The 18,628-nt window shown below is 59.1% G+C and carries 17 protein-coding genes; 5 read left to right on the top strand and 12 right to left on the bottom strand.

Annotated features, from left to right (window positions below; translation table 11 throughout):
- Positions 1 to 116: 116 nt before the first annotated feature.
- The 7 genes from HQ912_RS15160 to mreA all read right to left on the bottom strand — a co-directional run bounded on the left by HQ912_RS15160 (position 117) and on the right by mreA (position 4,968).
- On the bottom strand, positions 117 to 1,442 hold the full coding sequence (locus HQ912_RS15160) for an OprD family porin (protein ID WP_039588635.1): 1,326 nt from the start codon (positions 1,440 to 1,442) through the stop codon (positions 117 to 119).
- A 156-nt stretch (positions 1,443 to 1,598) separates the two neighbouring features.
- Positions 1,599 to 1,931 (bottom strand): DUF2790 domain-containing protein, encoded by a 333-nt coding sequence (locus tag HQ912_RS15155; protein ID WP_039588634.1) that lies wholly within the window; start codon positions 1,929 to 1,931, stop codon positions 1,599 to 1,601.
- A gap of 213 nt (positions 1,932 to 2,144) precedes the next feature.
- Positions 2,145 to 2,279, bottom strand: coding sequence for a YHYH domain-containing protein (locus HQ912_RS15150; RefSeq protein WP_010490700.1), 135 nt, complete (start codon positions 2,277 to 2,279; stop codon positions 2,145 to 2,147).
- Positions 2,280 to 2,386: 107 nt separating this feature from the next.
- The gene (locus HQ912_RS15145; protein ID WP_039588811.1) at positions 2,387 to 3,103 is read right to left on the bottom strand and encodes a TraX family protein; all 717 of its coding nucleotides are present in this window, start codon (positions 3,101 to 3,103) and stop codon (positions 2,387 to 2,389) included.
- Entirely contained in the window at positions 3,100 to 3,540 is a 441-nt protein-coding gene (locus HQ912_RS15140) for a YqaA family protein (protein WP_039588633.1), read from the bottom strand. Before HQ912_RS15140 ends, HQ912_RS15145 begins: the two co-directional genes overlap by 4 nt.
- Before the next feature lie 3 nt (positions 3,541 to 3,543).
- Positions 3,544 to 4,668: a nickel/cobalt efflux transporter gene (locus HQ912_RS15135; protein WP_039588632.1), complete on the bottom strand. Its 1,125-nt coding sequence runs from the start codon at positions 4,666 to 4,668 to the stop codon at positions 3,544 to 3,546.
- A 12-nt stretch (positions 4,669 to 4,680) separates the two neighbouring features.
- Positions 4,681 to 4,968: a metal-sensing transcriptional repressor MreA gene (gene mreA, locus HQ912_RS15130; RefSeq protein ID WP_039588631.1), complete on the bottom strand. Its 288-nt coding sequence runs from the start codon at positions 4,966 to 4,968 to the stop codon at positions 4,681 to 4,683.
- A gap of 118 nt (positions 4,969 to 5,086) precedes the next feature.
- On the opposite strand from mreA, the gene HQ912_RS15125 reads away from it, so the two are divergent.
- From HQ912_RS15125 to HQ912_RS15115, 3 genes are read left to right on the top strand one after another with little or no spacing between them, the layout of a single operon-like run.
- Positions 5,087 to 5,446: a hypothetical protein gene (locus tag HQ912_RS15125; RefSeq protein WP_082112035.1), complete on the top strand. Its 360-nt coding sequence runs from the start codon at positions 5,087 to 5,089 to the stop codon at positions 5,444 to 5,446.
- Between the two features lie 47 nt (positions 5,447 to 5,493).
- Positions 5,494 to 6,231, top strand: coding sequence for a HupE/UreJ family protein (locus HQ912_RS15120; RefSeq protein WP_039588628.1), 738 nt, complete (start codon positions 5,494 to 5,496; stop codon positions 6,229 to 6,231).
- A 12-nt stretch (positions 6,232 to 6,243) separates the two neighbouring features.
- Positions 6,244 to 6,906, top strand: coding sequence for a hypothetical protein (locus HQ912_RS15115; RefSeq protein ID WP_039588627.1), 663 nt, complete (start codon positions 6,244 to 6,246; stop codon positions 6,904 to 6,906).
- A 68-nt stretch (positions 6,907 to 6,974) separates the two neighbouring features.
- On the opposite strand, the gene HQ912_RS15110 is transcribed toward HQ912_RS15115, so the two are convergent.
- The 3 genes from HQ912_RS15110 to HQ912_RS15100 are packed head-to-tail and all read right to left on the bottom strand — an operon-like array spanning position 6,975 to position 12,822.
- On the bottom strand, positions 6,975 to 10,109 hold the full coding sequence (locus tag HQ912_RS15110) for an efflux RND transporter permease subunit (RefSeq protein ID WP_173406979.1): 3,135 nt from the start codon (positions 10,107 to 10,109) through the stop codon (positions 6,975 to 6,977).
- Complete coding sequence (locus tag HQ912_RS15105) at positions 10,106 to 11,563, bottom strand: efflux RND transporter periplasmic adaptor subunit (protein ID WP_039588624.1); 1,458 nt, start codon at positions 11,561 to 11,563, stop codon at positions 10,106 to 10,108. The genes HQ912_RS15110 and HQ912_RS15105 overlap by 4 nt, the downstream gene beginning before the upstream one ends.
- Positions 11,560 to 12,822 carry a TolC family protein gene (locus HQ912_RS15100; RefSeq protein WP_173406978.1) on the bottom strand — a complete coding sequence of 421 codons (1,263 nt, stop codon included), beginning with the start codon at positions 12,820 to 12,822 and terminating at the stop codon, positions 11,560 to 11,562. Before HQ912_RS15100 ends, HQ912_RS15105 begins: the two co-directional genes overlap by 4 nt.
- A 705-nt stretch (positions 12,823 to 13,527) precedes the next feature.
- Between HQ912_RS15100 and HQ912_RS15095 the strand changes: the two genes are divergently transcribed.
- Both HQ912_RS15095 and HQ912_RS15090 read left to right on the top strand, forming a co-directional pair.
- Positions 13,528 to 14,262 carry a helix-turn-helix domain-containing protein gene (locus tag HQ912_RS15095; protein WP_173406977.1) on the top strand — a complete coding sequence of 245 codons (735 nt, stop codon included), beginning with the start codon at positions 13,528 to 13,530 and terminating at the stop codon, positions 14,260 to 14,262.
- Positions 14,263 to 14,334: 72 nt separating this feature from the next.
- Positions 14,335 to 15,189 (top strand): sterol desaturase family protein, encoded by an 855-nt coding sequence (locus HQ912_RS15090; protein WP_173406976.1) that lies wholly within the window; start codon positions 14,335 to 14,337, stop codon positions 15,187 to 15,189.
- 29 nt (positions 15,190 to 15,218) lie between these two features.
- Here the strand turns inward: HQ912_RS15090 and tnpC are convergent, their stop codons facing one another.
- Together tnpC and HQ912_RS15080 are read right to left on the bottom strand one after the other, a co-directional pair.
- Positions 15,219 to 15,581 carry a Tn3 family transposase post-transcriptional regulator TnpC gene (tnpC, locus tag HQ912_RS15085; protein WP_173406975.1) on the bottom strand — a complete coding sequence of 121 codons (363 nt, stop codon included), beginning with the start codon at positions 15,579 to 15,581 and terminating at the stop codon, positions 15,219 to 15,221.
- Positions 15,581 to 18,598, bottom strand: a complete 3,018-nt coding sequence (locus HQ912_RS15080; protein WP_173406974.1) for a Tn3-like element ISPa42 family transposase — start codon at positions 18,596 to 18,598, stop codon at positions 15,581 to 15,583. The genes tnpC and HQ912_RS15080 overlap by 1 nt, the downstream gene beginning before the upstream one ends.
- Between the last annotated feature and the right edge of the window lie 30 nt (positions 18,599 to 18,628).

The following is an 18,628-nucleotide window of genomic DNA, read 5'->3' as shown; positions in this document are numbered from 1 at the left end:
CTAAGTAAAAAAGGCGCCCTAGGGCGCCAAGGGCTGTCTCCAAACCAAAGGAGCACTACGAGGGGACAGCAGGACCAAGGAGCGAGCGGGGCAATCAACCCGCTCGCTTGCCAGGGTTAGAGAACTTCCAGCGGGTACTCGACAATCAGGCGGAACTCATCCAAATCCGACTCGAAGTCGGTGGCGCGAGTCGTGGCTTGTCGAATGCGAAAGGACATGTCCTTCAACGACCCAGACTGCACAACGTACTTGGCCTCGATGTCCCGCTCCCAGCGCTTCTGGTTGGTCAACGGATCGCCGTTGTCATCACGGCGCATATAGACTTCGTTGGCGTTGCTGTAGTCGGCATCCCAGCCCTGGGCATATCGAGTCATGAAGCTCAATCCAGGCACACCGAAAGGCTCCATATCCAGGTCATAGCGCACTTGCCATGACTTCTCCTTCGGCGAGTTGAAGTCGCTGTACTGGATGGAGTTGTCGAGGTAGATGGAGTCCGATTGGCGCAAGTAGTCGAAGTCATCATCGCCATTGTTGCGCTGGAGACCCACCAGCACTGTATGAGCGCCGAATTGGATGCCGACCTTGCCGCTCCAGATGTTGTTATCGAAGCTCCCGAGGAGCTGCCTCCCTTCATCGACCGCCTTGTAGTAGTTCAGCCCGCCGATCAAGGCGACATCGTCCGCAAGCGGGTAGCTCAGCGTGGTGCCCGCGTAATATTGATTCCAGGCATCCTTGAGGCGGCTGGTGTAGAGACTAAAGCCGACGTTGTCATTAAGCGTGTAATCACCACCGAAATAGGCGATCCATGGCGAGTCCACTTCGCCCGCGTAGAAGGTAGCGAAGCCGTCGCGCATGCTGCTGGTATTGGGTTGGCTCATCGAGTGGAGGCGACCGCCTTGAAGCGACAATCCTTCCACGCGGCTGTTGACCACGGTGACACCTCGGAAGCTCTCCGGTAACAGCCGCGCATCACCGTATTGGACGACCGGGCTGACAGGAAAGACGTCGCCTGCCTTGATCTCGGTATCCATGAACCGAGCTTTCACCGCACCCCCCAGTTTGGAGTAGTTGTCCTCCGCCTGCCCGAGGCTGTTGTAAGGCATCACATCGACTGAGCCGCCGGCCCCGGAACGGCCGTCGCCGGTGTCAAGTTTGAGTCCTAGCATGGCAAAGGCATCGACACCAAAACCTACGGTGCCCTCGGTAAAGCCAGACTCGAATCGGCCTATCACGCCATGCGCCCACTCCTCCGAATAGCCATTACCCGAGCTGCTGGACTGGCCTTTACGGAAATCGCGGTTGAAGTAGAGGTTTCGATTGAGGATGGTCAGGCTGCTGCCTTCGATAAATCCCTCGCCTTTCTCGCCGGCGGCCATTGCAGCTTGCCCAGTACTGACGCTCAGAGCGAGCAGAGACAGTCCTAACAGGGTCCTGTTATTCATAAATGCTCCTGATGTTATTGGCAGTTGTTATTGTGTGGTCGCATATATGTGCCAAGCGCGCCGGGCATAGCCAGGCGCGCCTTGGTCATATTTCCACATGCCAAATAACGTCAGGGTGACTTGAAAATTACTTTTCAGTCAGCGCGATGTCATTTATTAGTTTTGATTCCGGCAACCTGTCCCGGCTGCCCGGTATTCAAGAATATTCAGATCGCCGTTGGAGTCCTCGTAGGTCATCTGAGCCGGCATCACATTGCAGCTAGAGTCCGTTGAGGTAGTGGCCACGACCTTAGCGATATCTAGCTTCATGCCGTAGCGGTAATGAATAACTTCGGGCGGATTCTTTCCGTTAGCAGCAGCATACTCTTGCATGGACTGCTCATTAGCCTGAATCATCCGACCATAAACACGATCAGCACCGCCTTCTGCCATGGCAAAAGAAGAAATGGTCAAAATCGAAAGTGCGGCTATAACTCTTAAATTTTTCATATTTAATCACTCCTTAAGGTAGTGATTAAAATATAAACTTAACGAGCTGTCATAAAAGTGAAGTGAAAATTACATCGTCGTAATAGAGATAGAATGTCTACAGTGTTGAAAACATGCTTGGCGGTATCTGGTGCGACACGATGGGTTCGTCGATAGCCTGGAACGCTGGCCACCGTAAATGAAAGACGGTGACCAGTCGCTACTGGCGAATGCTTAGTGGCAGTGGTAGTCGCCCGTTTTGTGGTTGCGGTGGCAGCCTTTCGAATCCGTTCCACCGCTGTGGGCGAGAGCGGCAACGGAGGTTAGGGCGAGAACAGCAGCAATCAGAACAGCAGAAAACTTCTTCATGAGGAACTCCTTTTCAGCTTCTTGTTGTGTGTGACGCAGGTCACATCTGCAAGGTATGGCAAGAGGCCTGCATCGGGCAAGAAGGTTTCTGAAGAGGGAAATCTGAGCTAGCTGAACGAGCGGATCAGGTGCAGTGCCGCCAGATGTCCAGGGTAGAACCAATAGCCCCAACGCGTGACCGGCCAGATCCTGAGCCGGTCCGGTCGACTCAACAGCCATAGCCCAAGCAGAGGGGCGAAGAACGCTGTGCTCACGATCAGCAAGCTGTAGGGCTGCAACTCCCACTCCGCGAGCCAGCGGTTGCGACTGTTGGCCAGTACGCACAGTGCGGCCGGCAAGAGCCACACAAGCCCGGGGAGCTGAATGGCCAGGAGCAATGCCGCCGGCAGCAGTGCACCGAAAACCCCGTACATCAGGCGCTCCTGGATCAGCACCGCGACAGTCACGCCGGCCAGAGCCAGAACCAAACCGTCGCGTCCGCGGTGGTGGGCGCCCCAGGCGATCAGCAGGCCCAGCAGCAGCGAAGGCATCACGTTGAGCGTGCTGCTGTCGCTGGATAGCAGGCGATAGGGCAACTCCGAGATCAGCGCAAACGCCGCCATCCAGCCCAGGTAGCGCGCATTGGCTTCGCTGTACAGCGCCCCCGATTGCGAGCGCGCCACGTTGGCTGCGACGCCCAGGCAGAACAGTGGAAAGGCTAAGCGTCCGACGATGAACAGCCATTCGGTGTCAGGCCAGACGTAGCGCAGGTGATCCAGCAGCATGGTCAGCATCGCCAGCCACTTGATCAGATCCAGGTTGGTGTCGCGCTTATGCAGGCTCACCCAAACCACCCAAGCGTCAAGGCAGCTAGCACCAGATAGCGAGTGGCCTTGGCCAGTGTCACGATCAACAGATAGCTCCAGAACGGTTCGCGCATAACACCGGCTACCACGGTAAGCGGATCACCAATGATCGGCACCCAACTGAGCAGCAGCGACCAGCGACCGAAGCGGTGATAAGCCTGCTGGGCCTTTTCCAGTTTGCCTTCGCTGACGGGAAACCAGCGCTTGTGCCGGTAATGCTCGATGGAACGGCCCAGCAGCCAGTTCAGTGCCGAACCCAGCACATTGCCCGTGGTGGCCACTGCCAGCAGTGCCCAGGCCGCGTAGCGGTCGGTCAGCAGCAACCCGACCAGCACCGCCTCCGACTGCATGGGCAGCAGCGTGGCGGCACCGAAGGCGGCGAAGAACAGGCCGAAATAACCGGATAACTCCCACATCGGCTAGGCGTTCAGGCCGATCCAGCCGTGGAAGCCAACGTAAATCCCCACCCCAATGATCAGCAGGCTGGACAGGTAAGGGGCGCGACGCGCGACAACACCGAGCCAGGGCCAGCGATTGGAGGCTTGCCGAGCGCCAATAGCGGCGGCGGCACCAACGGTGACCAGGGTGATGGCCAGACCAATGCTGAAACACAGCACCAGGACGGCACCCAGGGCGACTTCTTTCACTTGCAGGCAGAGCAGCAGCACGGTGATCGCTGCCGGGCAGGGAATGAGTCCGCCAGTCAGACCGAACAGGATGATCTGGCCGGTGGTGACATTGCGATTGCTGAAGCGTTTACGGATGTCGTTGGCATGCGCCCGCTCATGGGCATCCTGATAGCCGTCCAGCGACAGCTCCAGCTCTTCCAGCTCGGAGTGCTCATGACCGTGGTCGTGCTCGCGGAACTCCAGGTCATAGTCGTGGGAATGTCCGGCATGGCCCAGACTCAGGCGCGCGGTGAATTCGTGGGGCTCGGGAATCACGTCGACTGACTCTAGGTAATCACCGCGGTCAACGAAGCAAAACTGCTGGGCCAGTCCATCGGGGCGAGTCGTCAGCAGGCTCACTTCGGCAGCCGGCCAGACATGGCCACTCAAGGTCTTCAGCCGCCAGCGCGGTGGAGTACTTTCCTCGAAGATCGACAGCTCGATACGCCCATGTCCGGTGTCGATGCGCTGCGTTTCATCGTGGTGGTGCTCGTGTTGATGCTCATCACCTTCCTCGAAGCGCCACATCTGCTCGCCACGCCAGGTGCGCCAGAGCATCCACAGGGCGATGGTGATAATGATGGTGGCGGACGCGAGCTGGAAATACGGCTCGGTAGTTTCGGCATCCAAATTCTGCCCCAGGTACATGCCGCCCATGGCCACCAGCCAGACTACAGCGGTGTGCGAAAGCGTTGCGGCAAGGCCTAGCAGAATGGCCTGCTTCACCGTGCCACGAATGGCCACGATAAACGCCGCCATCATGGTCTTCGAGTGCCCTGGCTCCAAGCCGTGCAAAGCACCCAGCAGAATGGCGCTGGGGAAGTACAGCCAGGCCTGAGAGGCCCCCTGTTGCAGCAGTTCGGCGAAGCTCGACATGGGGGTAATGACCTAGAGGTACTTGGTGATTTGCTTGAAATCTTCGAGTGACGCGCGCTCGCCGGTTGCGAGTGCTTCGATCGTGTGTTCCAGACAGTGATCGATATGATCCTGGATCAGCACACGCTTGGCCTGGCAGACGGCTTTTTCCACGGCATGCAGCTGCTGGGCGATGTCGACGCAGGCCCGGCTTTCTTCGATCATGGTGACGATGCTGCGCAGGTGGCCCTCCGCTCTTTTCAACCTTTTGATGATGTCGCCATGACTTTGGTGCTGGTGGCCGTGTTCGTGATCGCTCATGCCTTGAGTCTCGTGCGTCGATGAATTACGCTCGCATGCTATCCCCCAGGGGGGGATATGGTCAAACCGGCTACCTCTCCATAAAAGCCACTCGCTTAGGCATCGAAAGAACCACAACATGCTCAGCAATCCCATTAGCACCAAGGTGATTTTTGCCCTTGCTCTCGCCATATTGCTGGCTTGGGCCGGGCATACCTCTGCGCTGTTTATGGGGTCGAGCCAGCCTGCCTTGGGTGGCAATGACGGTGCTCATTCGCATGCGCATGGTGATGAGACGCAGGCCTGTGCTGCGTACGGGGATCACTGCCACTCGCCGCTGACAGCCGACCACTTGCATGAAACACCGCATCTGACCGCGCTGCTGAGAATAAGCACGCTGCCAGAACGTGCGCAGCCGATACCAGCCCCTCATTACTCCATTCCTCCAAGCCCGATCTTCCTGATCGAGCGGCCACCGCGCGCCACATTCGTGATCTGACACAGGCCGCTGTGCGGCCCAAGCCCCCTTTAATTTAGGACTCAACCATGCATTCGCTATCTATGGGCGCAATGGACGCATCTGTCGTGCGCCCGAATCGCTCGTTACTACTGTTGCTGCTGTTCACGGCATTGCTGTTTCTCGGCATGCCTGACGCACTGGCCCACGCTGTCGCCGAGGGCGACAAGGGCTTTATCCAGGAAAGTTCCGGGGTGATGGTGCTGCCGTTCATCTATATAGGTGCCAAGCACATGATCACCGGCTACGACCACCTGCTGTTCCTCTTCGGGGTGATCTTCTTTCTCTACCGCCTGAAGGACGTAGGGCTCTACGTCACCCTGTTCGCCGTGGGCCACACCGTGACGCTGCTGCTGGGCGTACTAGCGGAAATCAACATCAGCTCCTATGTGATCGACGCCATCATCGGTTTCTCGGTGGTGTACAAGGCGCTGGATAACCTGGGCGCGTTCCAGCGCTGGTTCGGTTATCAGCCCGATACCAAGGCGGCCACGCTGATTTTCGGCCTGCTGCATGGCTTTGGTCTGGCGACCAAGATCCAGGAATACGAGATCTCGGCAGACGGCCTGATTGCCAACCTGATTGCCTTCAACGTCGGCGTCGAAATCGGCCAGCTCCTGGCCTTGAGCGCCATCCTGATTGTCATGGGCTACTGGCGGCGCACCGCCAGCTTCTGGCGTCATGCCTACACCGCCAATGTCGCCATGATGAGCGCCGGTTTCCTCTTGATGGGTTACCAGCTCACCGGCCTGATCGTCTCTCAGTAAGGAATTATCAGCATGTTCAATACCAAGCTTCCGACCCAAAGCGAATTGCCTACCAGCCACCAACTGCTGCGCTCCACTGTGATCGCCGTGGGTGTTGCCGCAGCCTTACTGGTCACCGTGGTGATGCCTTCGGAGTACGCCATCGACCCGACGGGCGTTGGTCGCGTACTCGGCCTGACCCAGATGGGCGAAATGAAGATAACCCTGGCCGAAGAAGCGGCAGCGGATGCAGCGGTTCAGCCAGCTGCGGCTCCAGTCGCTCAAGCCCCCGTGCCTGTTCAGCCGGTAGCTCAAGAGCAAGTCGCGGCAGTGCCTGTGGCTGAACCAGCCGCAGAGCCTCAGCCAGCCCTGAAGTCTGACGAGATAACCGTCACCCTGAAGCCAGGTGAGGCCAGTGAAATCAAGCTGGAGATGCTGAACAAGGCCACGGTCAGCTACGAGTGGACGACCAATGGTGTTCCGGTCAACCACGACACCCATGGCGAACCCTACAACGGCCCAAAGGGCTACTACCACAGCTATAGCAAGGGTAAGCAGATCAAGGGCGACAAGGGTGAATTCACCGCCATCTTCGACGGTACACACGGCTGGTTCTGGCGCAACCGCAGCAACCGCGACGTGACCATCACGCTGAAGACCAAGGGCGATTACCTGAGCGTTAAACGCGTGATTTAAGACAGATAAGCCCCTTCGTCATATGGCGGAGGGGCTCACCTGAACATTCAGAGCTATAGCTCCTGTGGTTAGTAACTCTTTCGTTTACCCCGTCGACGCATCAACCAATAGGCGGCAGGCAACACCAGCATGGACAGCAGCGGGGCTGTGATCATGCCGCCAACCATAGGTGCGGCAATGCGTTTCATGACCTCTGAACCCGCTCCGCCGCCCCAGAGAATGGGCAGCAGGCCAGCGATGATCACGGCAACGGTCATCACCTTGGGTCTGACACGCAGGACGGCTCCTTCGCGAATTGCCTCCAGCAGGGCCGGATCGTCGCTGCGCCCTGCATCCACGCGCGCATGCCAGGCGTTCTTCAGATACAGCAGCATGATCACCCCAAATTCCGCCGAGACTCCCGCCAAGGCGATAAAGCCGACCCCAGTGGCAACCGACAGGTTGAAGCCGAACCAGTAGAGCAACCAGACACCGCCTGACAGGGCGAAGGGTAGTGTGGCCATGATCAACAGGGCCTCGCTGAAACGGCTGAATGTCAGGTAGAGCAGCACGAAGATGATCAGCAAGGTCGCCGGCACGACCCAAGTCAGGCGTGCATTGGCGCGCTCTAGGAATTCAAATTGACCGGAGTAGGAGACTGTCACCCCCGCAACCAGTGGCACACCATTCGTGACACGCTCCTGCAGTTCTCGCACAGTCGATGCCAGATCGCGACCGCGGACATCGACATAGACCCAGCCCGAGAGACGCCCGTTCTCGCTGCGCAACATCGGCGGCCCTTCTGTCAGACTGATCTGGGCGACGGTTCCTAGGGTGATTTGCTGGCCCACTGCGGTGAGAATCGGCATGCGCTGCAACGCTTCCGGGCTGTCACGCCACTCCCTGGGATAGCGCAGGCTGATCGGGAAGCGGGCCAGCCCCTCGACCGTTTCACCGATATTGCTGCCGCCTATAGCGCCCGATACCACCGCCTGCACGTCGGCGATGCTCAGGCCATAGCGCGCCGCGGCCAGGCGATCGATCTGGATGTCCACATAGCGACCGCCGGTCAGCCGCTCCGCCAGCGCCGAACTCACGCCAGGTACCTCCTTGGCGACGGCCTCAATGTCACGCGTTATGCGCTCAATCTCGGCCAGCGAGGTTCCGGAAACTTTCACCCCGATGGGACTCTTGATCCCCGTGGCCAGCATATCGATGCGGTTACGGATCGGTGGAACCCAGATGTTGGACAGCCCCGGGACTTTCACCGCCTGGTCCAATGCCTCGATGAGCTTCTCTGGTGTCATTCCCGGGCGCCACTGATCGCGCGGCTTGAACTGTACCGTGGTCTCGAACATCTCCAGCGGCGCTGGGTCGGTGGCCGTTTCTGCTCGACCGGCTTTGCCGAACACCCGCGCCACTTCCGGCACGGTAAGGATCATCCGGTTGGTCTGCTGCAGCAACTGACTGGCCTTGCTTGCCGGCAGGCCGGGCAGGGCAGATGGCATGTACAGCAGATCGCCCTCATCCATGGGTGGCAGGAACTCACCGCCTAGCTGGATAAGTGGCCAGACGCTAGAGAGAAAAACCACCAATGCCAGCGCCAGCGTTGTTTTCGGCCAAGCCAGCACCGCTTCCAACACCGGCCGGTAGGCATTGATCAGCCAGCGATTTAGCGGGTTTTGCTGTTCGTTGGGGATATGCCCACGAATCCAGTAGCCCATCAGCACCGGCACCAGGGTGATCGACAGTCCGGCGGCGGCCGCCATGGCATAGGTCTTGGTAAAGGCCAGTGGGCCAAATAACCGGCCCTCCTGAGCCTCCAGAGTGAAAACGGGGAGGAAGGACAGGGTGATGATCAGCAGGCTGAAGAACAGCGCGGGCCCGACTTCGGCTGCGGCTTCGCCGATCACTCGCCAGTGCGCCTCGCCATGGAGGTGCTCATCAGGATTCCGGGCCTTCCAGGCCTCGATGTGCTTGTGCGCGTTCTCGATCATCACCACGGCTGCGTCGACCATGGCACCGATGGCGATGGCGATCCCGCCGAGCGACATGATGTTGGCATTGACGCCCTGGTAGCGCATGACAATGAAGGCCATCAGGATGCCCAGGGGCAGGGTGATGATCGCGACCAGCGACGAGCGCAGGTGCCAGAGGAAGATCAGGCAAACCAGGGCAACCACCGCGAACTCTTCCAGCAGCTTATAGCTGAGGTTGTCGATGGCGCGGTCGATCAGTTGCGAACGGTCATAGGTGGCGACCACCTCGACGCCGGCCGGCAGGCTGCCCTTCAGGCTGTCCAGCTTGGTCTTCACCGCGGCGATGGCATCGCGGGCATTCTTTCCGGAGCGCAAGATGACCACGCCGCCTACCACTTCCCCCTGGCCATCCAGCTCGGCAATGCCACGACGCATCTCTGGCCCCAGCTGAATGGTGGCCACCTGACCCAGCAGCACCGGAACTCCGCTGGCCGAAGCCCGCAGCGGCACATTGTGGAAATCCTCCAGGCTCTCTAGATAACCTGAAGCCCGCACCATGTACTCGCGTTCCGCCAGCTCCAGGATGGCACCACCGGTTTCCTGATTGGCGCTCTTCAGCGCCGCTTCGACCTCCTGCTGAGTTACCCCATAAGCCACCAGCTTCTGCGGATCGAGCAGCACCTGATACTGCTTGACCATGCCGCCGAGGGTGGCTACCTCGGCTACGTTGGGCAGGCTCTTGAGTTCGTACTTGAGGAACCAGTCCTGCAGTGCCCGCAGCTGGGCAAGATCATGCTGGCCGCTGCGGTCGACCAAGGCGTACTGGTAGATCCAGCCCACGCCGGTGGCATCCGGCCCAAGGGTGGTGGTAACACCCTCGGGCAGGCGTTCCTGCGCCTGGTTGAGGTACTCCAGCACCCGCGAGCGCGCCCAGTAGAGGTCGGTATCGTCCTCGAACAGCACATAAACGAAGGAGTCGCCGAAGAACGAGTAGCCGCGCACTGTCTTCGCCCCCGGCACCGAGAGCATGGTGGTGGCCAGCGGGTAGGTCACCTGGTTCTCGACAATCTGCGGTGCCTGGCCGGGGAAGCTGGTGCGGATGATGACCTGGGTGTCGGACAGATCCGGCAGTGCATCCAACGGCGTGTTGCGCAGTGACCAGATGCCCAGGGCGGTGATGAACAGGGTGGCCAGCAGTACCAGGAAGCGGTTGCCGATCGACCAGTGGATCAGGCGCGCGATCATGGCCGCTCTCCTTGATTGACGAGCCGCTCGACCCGCAGGCCGGAATCCGTCTGGCGGACGCCGATACGCACGTGATCCCCGGGCTTAAGCCCAGCCGCTACTTCGGGGCTGGCCAGTGGAAATGCCATGGTCATACCGGGCATATTCAGGCTCTCGAATGGCCCGTGCTCCAGGGTGACTTCCTCAGCGTCCAGAGCGCGAATCACACCATGGGACTCATGTAGTTCCTTCTCATTGTCCTGCTCGGCATGGCTGGCCATGATGCCCTGCAGGCTGGCTTCCGAATCGATGAGGAACTGGCCGGAGGTGACGACCGCCTGACCTTCCTCTAGGCCGGACAGCACTTCGAGGCGCCCATCGGCCTCGCGGCCCAGACTGATTTCCTGGGGACGGTAGCGTCCGTCGCCTTCGGCCAGCATCACCAATGCACGCTTGCCGGTGCGAATCACGGCTTCACTCGGCACAAGAAGCGCGGGTTGTTCGACGGTACTGTTCAGGCGTACGGCGGCGAACATGCCGGGGCGCAACTTACCGGCAGGGTTGGGTAGCTCGCTGCGTACCGTGAGCGTGCGCGTTTGCGGGTCGGCACTCGGCAACAAAGCGATGACGCGGCCCTGCAGCGGTTGCCCGGGGAAGGCGGTCAGGGTGGCGCGGATGTCAGCCCCAACCTGAACCATTCCAGCCATTGCTTCGGGTATCGCCGCATCGAGCCAGACCGTGGACAGCCCGTTGATCCTGGCCAGGTCCTGACCCGCCTCCACGGTCATCCCGGCGCGTACCTGCAAGGCTTGGAGCTCGCCGGCGATAGGTGTGGTGAGGGTTTGCACCGCCCGCGGTTTGCCGCTGCGGCGAACCTGCTCGATCAACGCTTGAGGCATGCCGAGCAGGCGCAGGCGCTCTTGGGTCGCACTTATCAAGCGAATGTCAGCGGTACGCAGTACCGCCAGGAACTCCAACTGCGCGGCGAACCACTCGGGAATCAGCAGGTCGACCAGGGGGGTACCGGCAGGCAGCACATCGCCCGGGGCACGCCCGTAAACCCGCTCGACGAATCCGCCAGCGCGAGCCTGGAGGTTCGCCACCTCTCGCTGGTTATAGGCCAGGGAACCGACCGCCTCGATACCCGAGGGCAGTACACCGCGGATCACCGGAGAAGTTCGCATTCCGAGGCTTTGCACGGCTTGAGCGGGGACGCTCAGGACAGACGGATCCTGCTCGGATCCCGCGTATTTAGGGACAAGCTCCATATCCATAAAAGGTGACTTGCCCGGTTTATCGAAGCGCTGCTCGGGCTGCATCGGGTCGTACCAATAGAGCACCTTGCGCTCGTCCGTCGGTGCAGAACTGGGCAGAACCTCATGTTTGGCCTGCCGCTGGGCCAGCCAGTAGCCGCCTGCCGCGCCAATGCCCACGGCCAGCAAGGCGACCGCAAAACCAAATGCCGATATCTTCATCTCAGTCCCTCCACATAGGCGTAGTACAGGCTTGCGGAGAGCTGGCTCAACTTGCGCTGCTGTTCAATCTGCCGCAGCTGCGCCTCAATCAGGTCGCGCTGGGCAGTAATAACGGATGTGAGCTGGCTGTTACCGGCTTGGTAGGCGGCCAGTTCGAGATCGGCACGTTTGCTTGCAAGCGGGATCAAGGTTTTTTCGGTGCGTGACAAGGTCCTGCGCAGTTGCTCAAGCTCGGCAATACCGCCTTCCAGCTCAGCCTGATGGGCGCGCAGTAATGCTTCCTGCTCGGCTTCCATCTGCGACACGCTTTGTTGTCTGGCGTTGATCTTGGGCCCCTGACGTGTGCCTACGAACAACGGCAGGTCGAAGGTGAATTGCACCATCACCATATCGCCGAACTGGTTGTCGCGATTGTTGTAGGCAAACTCAACACCCCAGTCGGGGGTCTTCTCGGCGATGGCCTCGTTCAGCTCGGCGCTAGCCTCGCCGACGCGGGCGGAGGCAGCGCGCAACTCAGGGTGTGAAGCAATGCGTTGCTGCAGGTGCGGTGCCGCCAGGTTCAGATTGGGAACACCTCCTTGCAAAGGCTGGTCAGCCTCGTTGCCTATCCAGCGGCGCAGCTTGGCACGAGCTACTGCCACATCGCGATTCAGTTCATCTCGCCGATCTTGTAACGCCAAAGCTTCCTGGTCGGCCTGCAACAGCTCGCCAGGCTGAGCACTACCGCCGGCAATCAGCGATTGCACGGTCGAGCGGAGCATCTCGATCTGACGGTCCAGTTGATCGAAGAGGCCAACACTGCGTTCGGCGTAGTACACATCCAGCCAGCTCACTGCCGTCTGGCGCTTGATCTCCAACTGCATGGCACGCTGCTCGGCCTCGGCTCGGCCTACTGAAGCCTCGGCCAACTGGCGCCGAGCCTGACGCTTGTCACTGTTGGGGACTTCCTGCATGAACCCAATGCGGCGCATGGTCATGGAGTCACGATTAAGCGTGTAACGGTCAGGGCCTTCGATCGGCAGGTTGTCGATGCCTAGAATCAGCTTGGGATCGGGCAGGGCGTCTGCGGGCTCGACAGCCTGCTGTGCCGATGCCACCTGCGCCTGGCGCGCGAGGTTCTCAGGGGCACTCTGCTCGGCCAGAGCTTGAGCTCGTTCGAAAGTTAGGGGCTGCGCCTGCGCGGCAAGCCAGGGAGCTGCCCAGAATGCGGCAGCCAACACACCGAGAAAGCCACGGCGTGGAAAAAGGAAAGCGGACATGCTTTCGCCTCCAATGCGATTGATCGAGGTCGCAGCTACGAAACGTGACCGCGACGATGCGCCTGACTGTAAGGCGCGGGATGATCACTGCATTAGACGAAACGAGGAGGGCGCCAGATTCCTGCGGGCTCTCGCTTAATCACCGACTGGGTCAGCAATATCTCGGGGCGTGAGGGGAGAGGGGATATGCTCTTGATCACGGTGGTCTGGAGAAGTCCTCCGGTCTTGCATTCCTGGCCGGGTTTGCAAGGGGACTTCTTGGCCACCCCATCAGACTTGTCCATTTGCTCGCAGCACGGAGCATCGGCCATTGCATGGCCCTGATGATCGGCGCTCTGCATCGGGCAAGGTTGTGCCGGCATGCTGAAAGCCATACCGCCGAAGGTCGGCAGCACGAGGCTAGCAATCATTAGCAGGATCAATCCAATCCGACGCACAGCAATTCACCAGGCGGGGCGATAGGGCGACGATAGCAGATTGCCCCGAGGCATGAGCGTTCCTTTTGACGATAACGGCACTTCGTTGATTTGGATCAAATAGAGTGTCTAATCTCAAAGGGGGAGCTGATTTTGTAGCGGGTGAGATTTCAATCGAGCAAGCGATAGAGTTCAGGCCAAAGAGGATTCTATAATCACTCTATAATTAGCTATAAAGCTCATTAGTGCACAAAATGCAGCTGGATGTGGAACCCTGAGGTGCCGCTGAATGAACGCAACGCAGGGTATCGGCTGGCATGGCAGAGCCTGGATTTCACCCGGGCTGGGCATTTTTCTGGGGCAGGCGGGTAGCCAAGATTGGCATGGCCACATGGCGCATCAAATTACCGTCAGCTTGAACGGCAGCTTGACTGTGAAGTGTACATCCTCGTCAGTGACGGCAAGGGCCATCTGCATCAGGGCAGGGGTGGCCCATCAGATCGAAGCTGACGAAGTGTTGTCGATCTACCTCGACGCGCTGTCTGATGAGGCGCGAGCACTTCCCGATAACATCGGGGAGGGCATCACTCCGATTCAGATGGGCGATACAGCATCGCTGCGAAAATTGCTGAGCAGCTCCGATCCGTCAGCCCAGCAAATTCGGGAAATGGTGCGCCTTGTTCTCAACCTTACGACTCCGCCGGCCTCCGATCCGCGATTGCAGTCGGTCCTCGCTGCGTTAAAAGAGCCGATTAATGGCAGGCAGGCGTTGGCCAAGCGCGTTCATCTGTCGCCTACCCGATTCTCACATTGGTTCGTCGAACAGACCGGCCTGCCGCTGCGCAGCTACCGGAAATGGAATCGCCTGGTCATAGCGCTCCAGCATATCGCCAGCGGCGCCAACCTGACTGCGGCCGCCCACGCTGCCGGATTCGCCGATGCGGCCCACTTTTCCCGCACCTTCCGCGACCTGTTTGGCCTCGACCCTTCATCTGCCTTGGGTCATGTCAGTCTGAAAGGCTGAATTCAGCTTTTCTGTTCAAGCGCCATCCCAGTGATTGGCACAAAGTGGAGTCATCTCAAGGAGGGCTTCACGATGGGTAATTCACTCACATTCATGATCCGCTGGCTCAGCTATCCAACAATCTTTGGCGGGGCCGCAGCTTGGATGATCTGGTTGCTCTACACGGGTATTCCGTATTGGCCCAGCACACCGATCATTGCCGCCCTAGGGATTCTGCTGGTGGCGCTGCTGGAACGCGTGCAGCCTTTCCGGGACGACTGGTTAGAGGACCACCAGGATGCCCTTACCGATATCATCCATATGGTCGTGAACCTGTCTGTGATCCAGTTTACGGCGACCGTGCTGGCCCGGCTGGGCGATTGGGTGTCCGCAGAGTTCCGTGTCTTCCCAACAGATTTACCGCTGTGGGCTCAGCTAGTCATTGTCGCCGCCGTGCTGGACCTTAGTTTGTACGCCATGCACCGCTTCAGCCATCAGGTTCCATGGCTGTGGCGTTTGCATGAGCCACATCACAGCGCTGAGCGGCTCTACTGGATGAACGGCGAGCGCCGGCACCCGTTGCATGCCGCCATCATGGCAGGGCCTGGGCTGCTCGTGCTCTTTGCGATGGGCACTCCTTCTGCACTCGTGGCCACCTGGTTCGGCATCCTGACGGTACATTTGGCCTTCCAGCACTCAAATCTGGACTACTCGTTGGGCTGGCTACGGCGCGTCATCGGCGTTGCAGAAACACACCGCTGGCATCACAAACGCGACTTCGAGGATGCTCAGGTCAATTTCGGTGAGTTCTTGCTGGTGTGGGATCAGTTGCTTGGAACCTTCTATGACAGCGCAAGCAAGCCCGGCAGCGCCGAAGTAGGACTGCGTGACCGGAACTATCCGACAGGTTATGTGGGTCAACTTTTTGAGCCGTTCAGAAGCCAGTAGCTTGCTCGGTGTTGCTGGCGACTAGTTGGTTAATGAGGATCGGCCGGCATGAGTTCAATCAAAGGCCTCAGTTGAGCTCTGACGCTGGCCAGCCAATTGCCCAGTTCCACCAGATCCTCATCAAGCGACTCGGCTTCCTCCCAGATACTGCCGCCTTCCGTCACAGACACCGATAGTGCCGCACCATCGAGCACCGTTTTCGCCATGGCATGTACCCGCAGGAGGCCATCCCTGAGGCCGCCGATGTTGTTCATTTCCTTAAGCAGCAGATCCAGCCCATCGACTAGACACAGCAACTGGGTGGTGTCGTAGACGTCATGCAAACGCTCCAGCGCCTCGGCATCTACCTCGCCGTAGGGCGTGACGCGAAATGACGCAGGAGGAATGTTCATCAGGCCATCTCCTCGGTTTCCGCAGTACCGAGCTTGCCAGTGCGGATGGACCCGGCTGCCTGCTGGAACACCGAGTCTTTGATCCAGGGCTCCGGCGGCCGGTTGAGCTTGAGGTTGAACTCGCCGAAACGCTTGACGTTGCTGGTCAGGTAGGGGCTGAGGAAGGACACATCCTCATCGGTGAACTGCCAGCCCTCGCGAGCCAATTTCTGCAGGATCCGCATCATGTCCACAGTGTTCTGCAGGATCACCGACGAGGCCACCATGTCGTTGTAGCGCAGTCGCTTCTGTTGCTCGTCCGGATCGTTCTCGGCGATCACGTCGCCGCCGAAGGACAACCACTTGGAGAATCCGTTGTAGGACTCGATCTTGTTGGTATTCGCGGTAACCTCCTGGCGCAACTCGCGACTGCCGATCCAGTTGAGCAGGAAGATCGTACGGATCACGCTGCCCAGTGCCTGTGCCGCGTGGTAGAGCTTGTTACGCCGGCTGTAGGAACCGAGTTTTCGCAGCAACATAGGCGAGGAGATTTTGCCCGCCTGGATCGATAGCGCGACCTGCATCAAATCCTGCCAATGGGTTTCAATCAGGTGCCAGTCGGCGGTGTCGGTGAACAGGCGGTTGATATGCTTATACGCAGCGCCGCGATCCGGCCGGCACATCACCAGGTCGCGCCAATTGCGGATGCGTGGCATCAGGTTGATGCCAAGCAGATGAGTGAAGGCGAACACCGTGGCCGACTGGCCCTGGGTATCGGAATACACCGTATCAGCTTCGACGCTGAGATCGGCCTTGAGCAGCCCCTCGATTACATAAATTGCCTCCCAGATGCCCGGGGGGATGAAGTGCTGGAATACAGCGATGTAGTTGTTGGCCACATGCCGATAGGCCACGGCTCCCATCTTGCGGTAGCGGAAGTGGTAGCCGGCCAGCAGGTTGTCGTCATAGAAGTCGAACTGGGTGCCGTCCGCAGCCACCGCCTTGCCATCGCCCCAGAGTTTGGGCAGATCGAGCTGCAGGTAGAGCTCCACCAGCTCGCGGTTAGCCTTGTCCAGTTTCTCCAGCGAGAGGTGACGGCGATTGGTATAGGAAAGCATGTGCGGGGTGACATTACCGGCCAGATGCCGCGCGGCCTGGCTGGGGCCGAGGTTGCAACCCATGGCGAAGATCGTCATCAGGTAGCGCTCGGCAGGTTCTTTGAGCTTTGGCTCGTTGCCGGACATCGGCCCGAAATGTCGAGTGAACTGAATCCAGTGCTCGATATTGGCCATGATGTCGAGTACGTGCCTGGCCGGCATGCGTTGCATGAGGGCCGTCTGTAGCGAGATGGCCGATGGCGGGATGTCGCGCGCCGTCACTCGGCGCAATACCGGTTCGCCGGCTTCGTTGATCGATACGTCCCCTCGGCAAGAGGGGAATTTGTCATCCAGTTGCTGCGCGGTTTCCTCCAACTGGGTCTTGAGGGAGGTAACAAATTCCTTCGCCGTGCCAGGCAGTTCCATCTTTTCGCAGTAGGCTGGTAGTCGCTGGAGACATTCGTCCCAGGGTAGCAACTGCTTGCGATAGTCGGCGAAGGATTCCGACCCTTGTACGCACATGTCACCGGATCGCAGTTCGTTGGCCAGGTAGGAGAATACGCAAACTTCCAGATAGCGCCGGTTGGTCGGTGGCCCCTCACTGGCAGGACGACGAACGACCTTGACCCAGCGCTCCGACGCAAACGACAAGTCGACGTGCTCGTCGATCCACTCGCGGTGCAAATTCTCGCTGTCCTGTATCAGTTGAAGTGCCTGAACCAGCGACCGATCCTGAGTCGTGGGCTCCAGTTGGAGAAGGTGGCTGAGACGGAACAACAGCGAGCGATGGGACCTGAAATGCTTCCAGATCAACGGCAGGTAGTTATTACCGCCGGTAGCCTGGACTTCGGCACAGGTTTCGCGTAACCGTTCCAGGTTGCCGTCGGGGGAGAGGTATTCCCGAATCAGGCTACCTGCCTCTTGGTCATCCGGTTCCTGAACCAAAATCTGCACCACACCGTCCAGGGTGGCCGCCAGCTGCTCCAGCTTCTGACGTTGCCGTGCTTGGATTTGCTCTAGTTCTTCCTTGGCACGTTTGTGAATCGTGGAGATTCGCCGGATGAACATCTCGGCTAGGTGATCCCGAGTCCGCACGCGCATCCGATAGATCAAGGCAAGCATCAGCGTGTAACGCTTCGGCAGCGAACAGTCCTTAAGCTCGGCGACGTCCGACGCCGCAGCTTGGGCAGCGAAGTGGCGGATTTTGGTATCGACGATTCCATCAAAAATGGCATCTAGATTCCCAAAGCTCTCGAGCCAAGCCATGTGACCTATCAGCACTTCCAAGTGTTTGCGGGATGGCTTCTTGGGTGCCTGCTTGAGGGCGTTGAAGTCACTTTGGCGTCGCCCGAAATCCGTTTCGAGCAGTTCTTTCAGTTTGTAGACCGCCTCAATTGGCGCCCTGGTCACAACGAGATTGAATAGCCGCTCCTGCATTGCAACTAAGGCATCCTCAGCAGCGTCATTGAGGGTGGAATAGGCTGGGAGTTCGTAGCTGCGCTGCAGCAACTCGCCGATCAGCACATTGATGATATCCGCCCGCTGGTCGAGTACCTCGGCAGATTCGTGCGCAAGGTGGAGAGCTATGGTGAGCGCTTCACTACCATAGAAAGCCTTGATCTGGAGGTACTCACGAATGGCCGCCTGATGCCTATAAAAAGTACGCGGGTTGGTGTAGCGGGAAGTGATACGAGGGCCAAAACCGAGGGTATTCCTGATGTGATCAGTAATTTCTGGAGGTATCTCGTCTAGGGGAGGAAAGTAATGGAGCTCTTGGAATACCTTGAGCTGGACTGCCAGCCCAAGGGAAAGGGCAGGGCTACGAGCTGCCCTGGAAATCCAGTCAAGCTCTCCTGCGGAAAGCGAATAGTTGCGGTGTAAATCCTTAGCACTGAGGGTAGTTGCTAGTCGTGGATATGCCGTTCTCTCCAAAGCCGCCATCGCTCAGCCCCCATGTAAATAGATCAGCAT

Source organism: Pseudomonas sp. MPDS (assembly GCF_013283895.1).
Taxonomy (GTDB): Bacteria; Pseudomonadota; Gammaproteobacteria; order Pseudomonadales; family Pseudomonadaceae; genus Aquipseudomonas; species Aquipseudomonas rhizophila.
The sequence above is the reverse complement of the archived record's forward strand: the minus strand, read 5'-3'. Positions and strand labels throughout refer to the sequence as shown.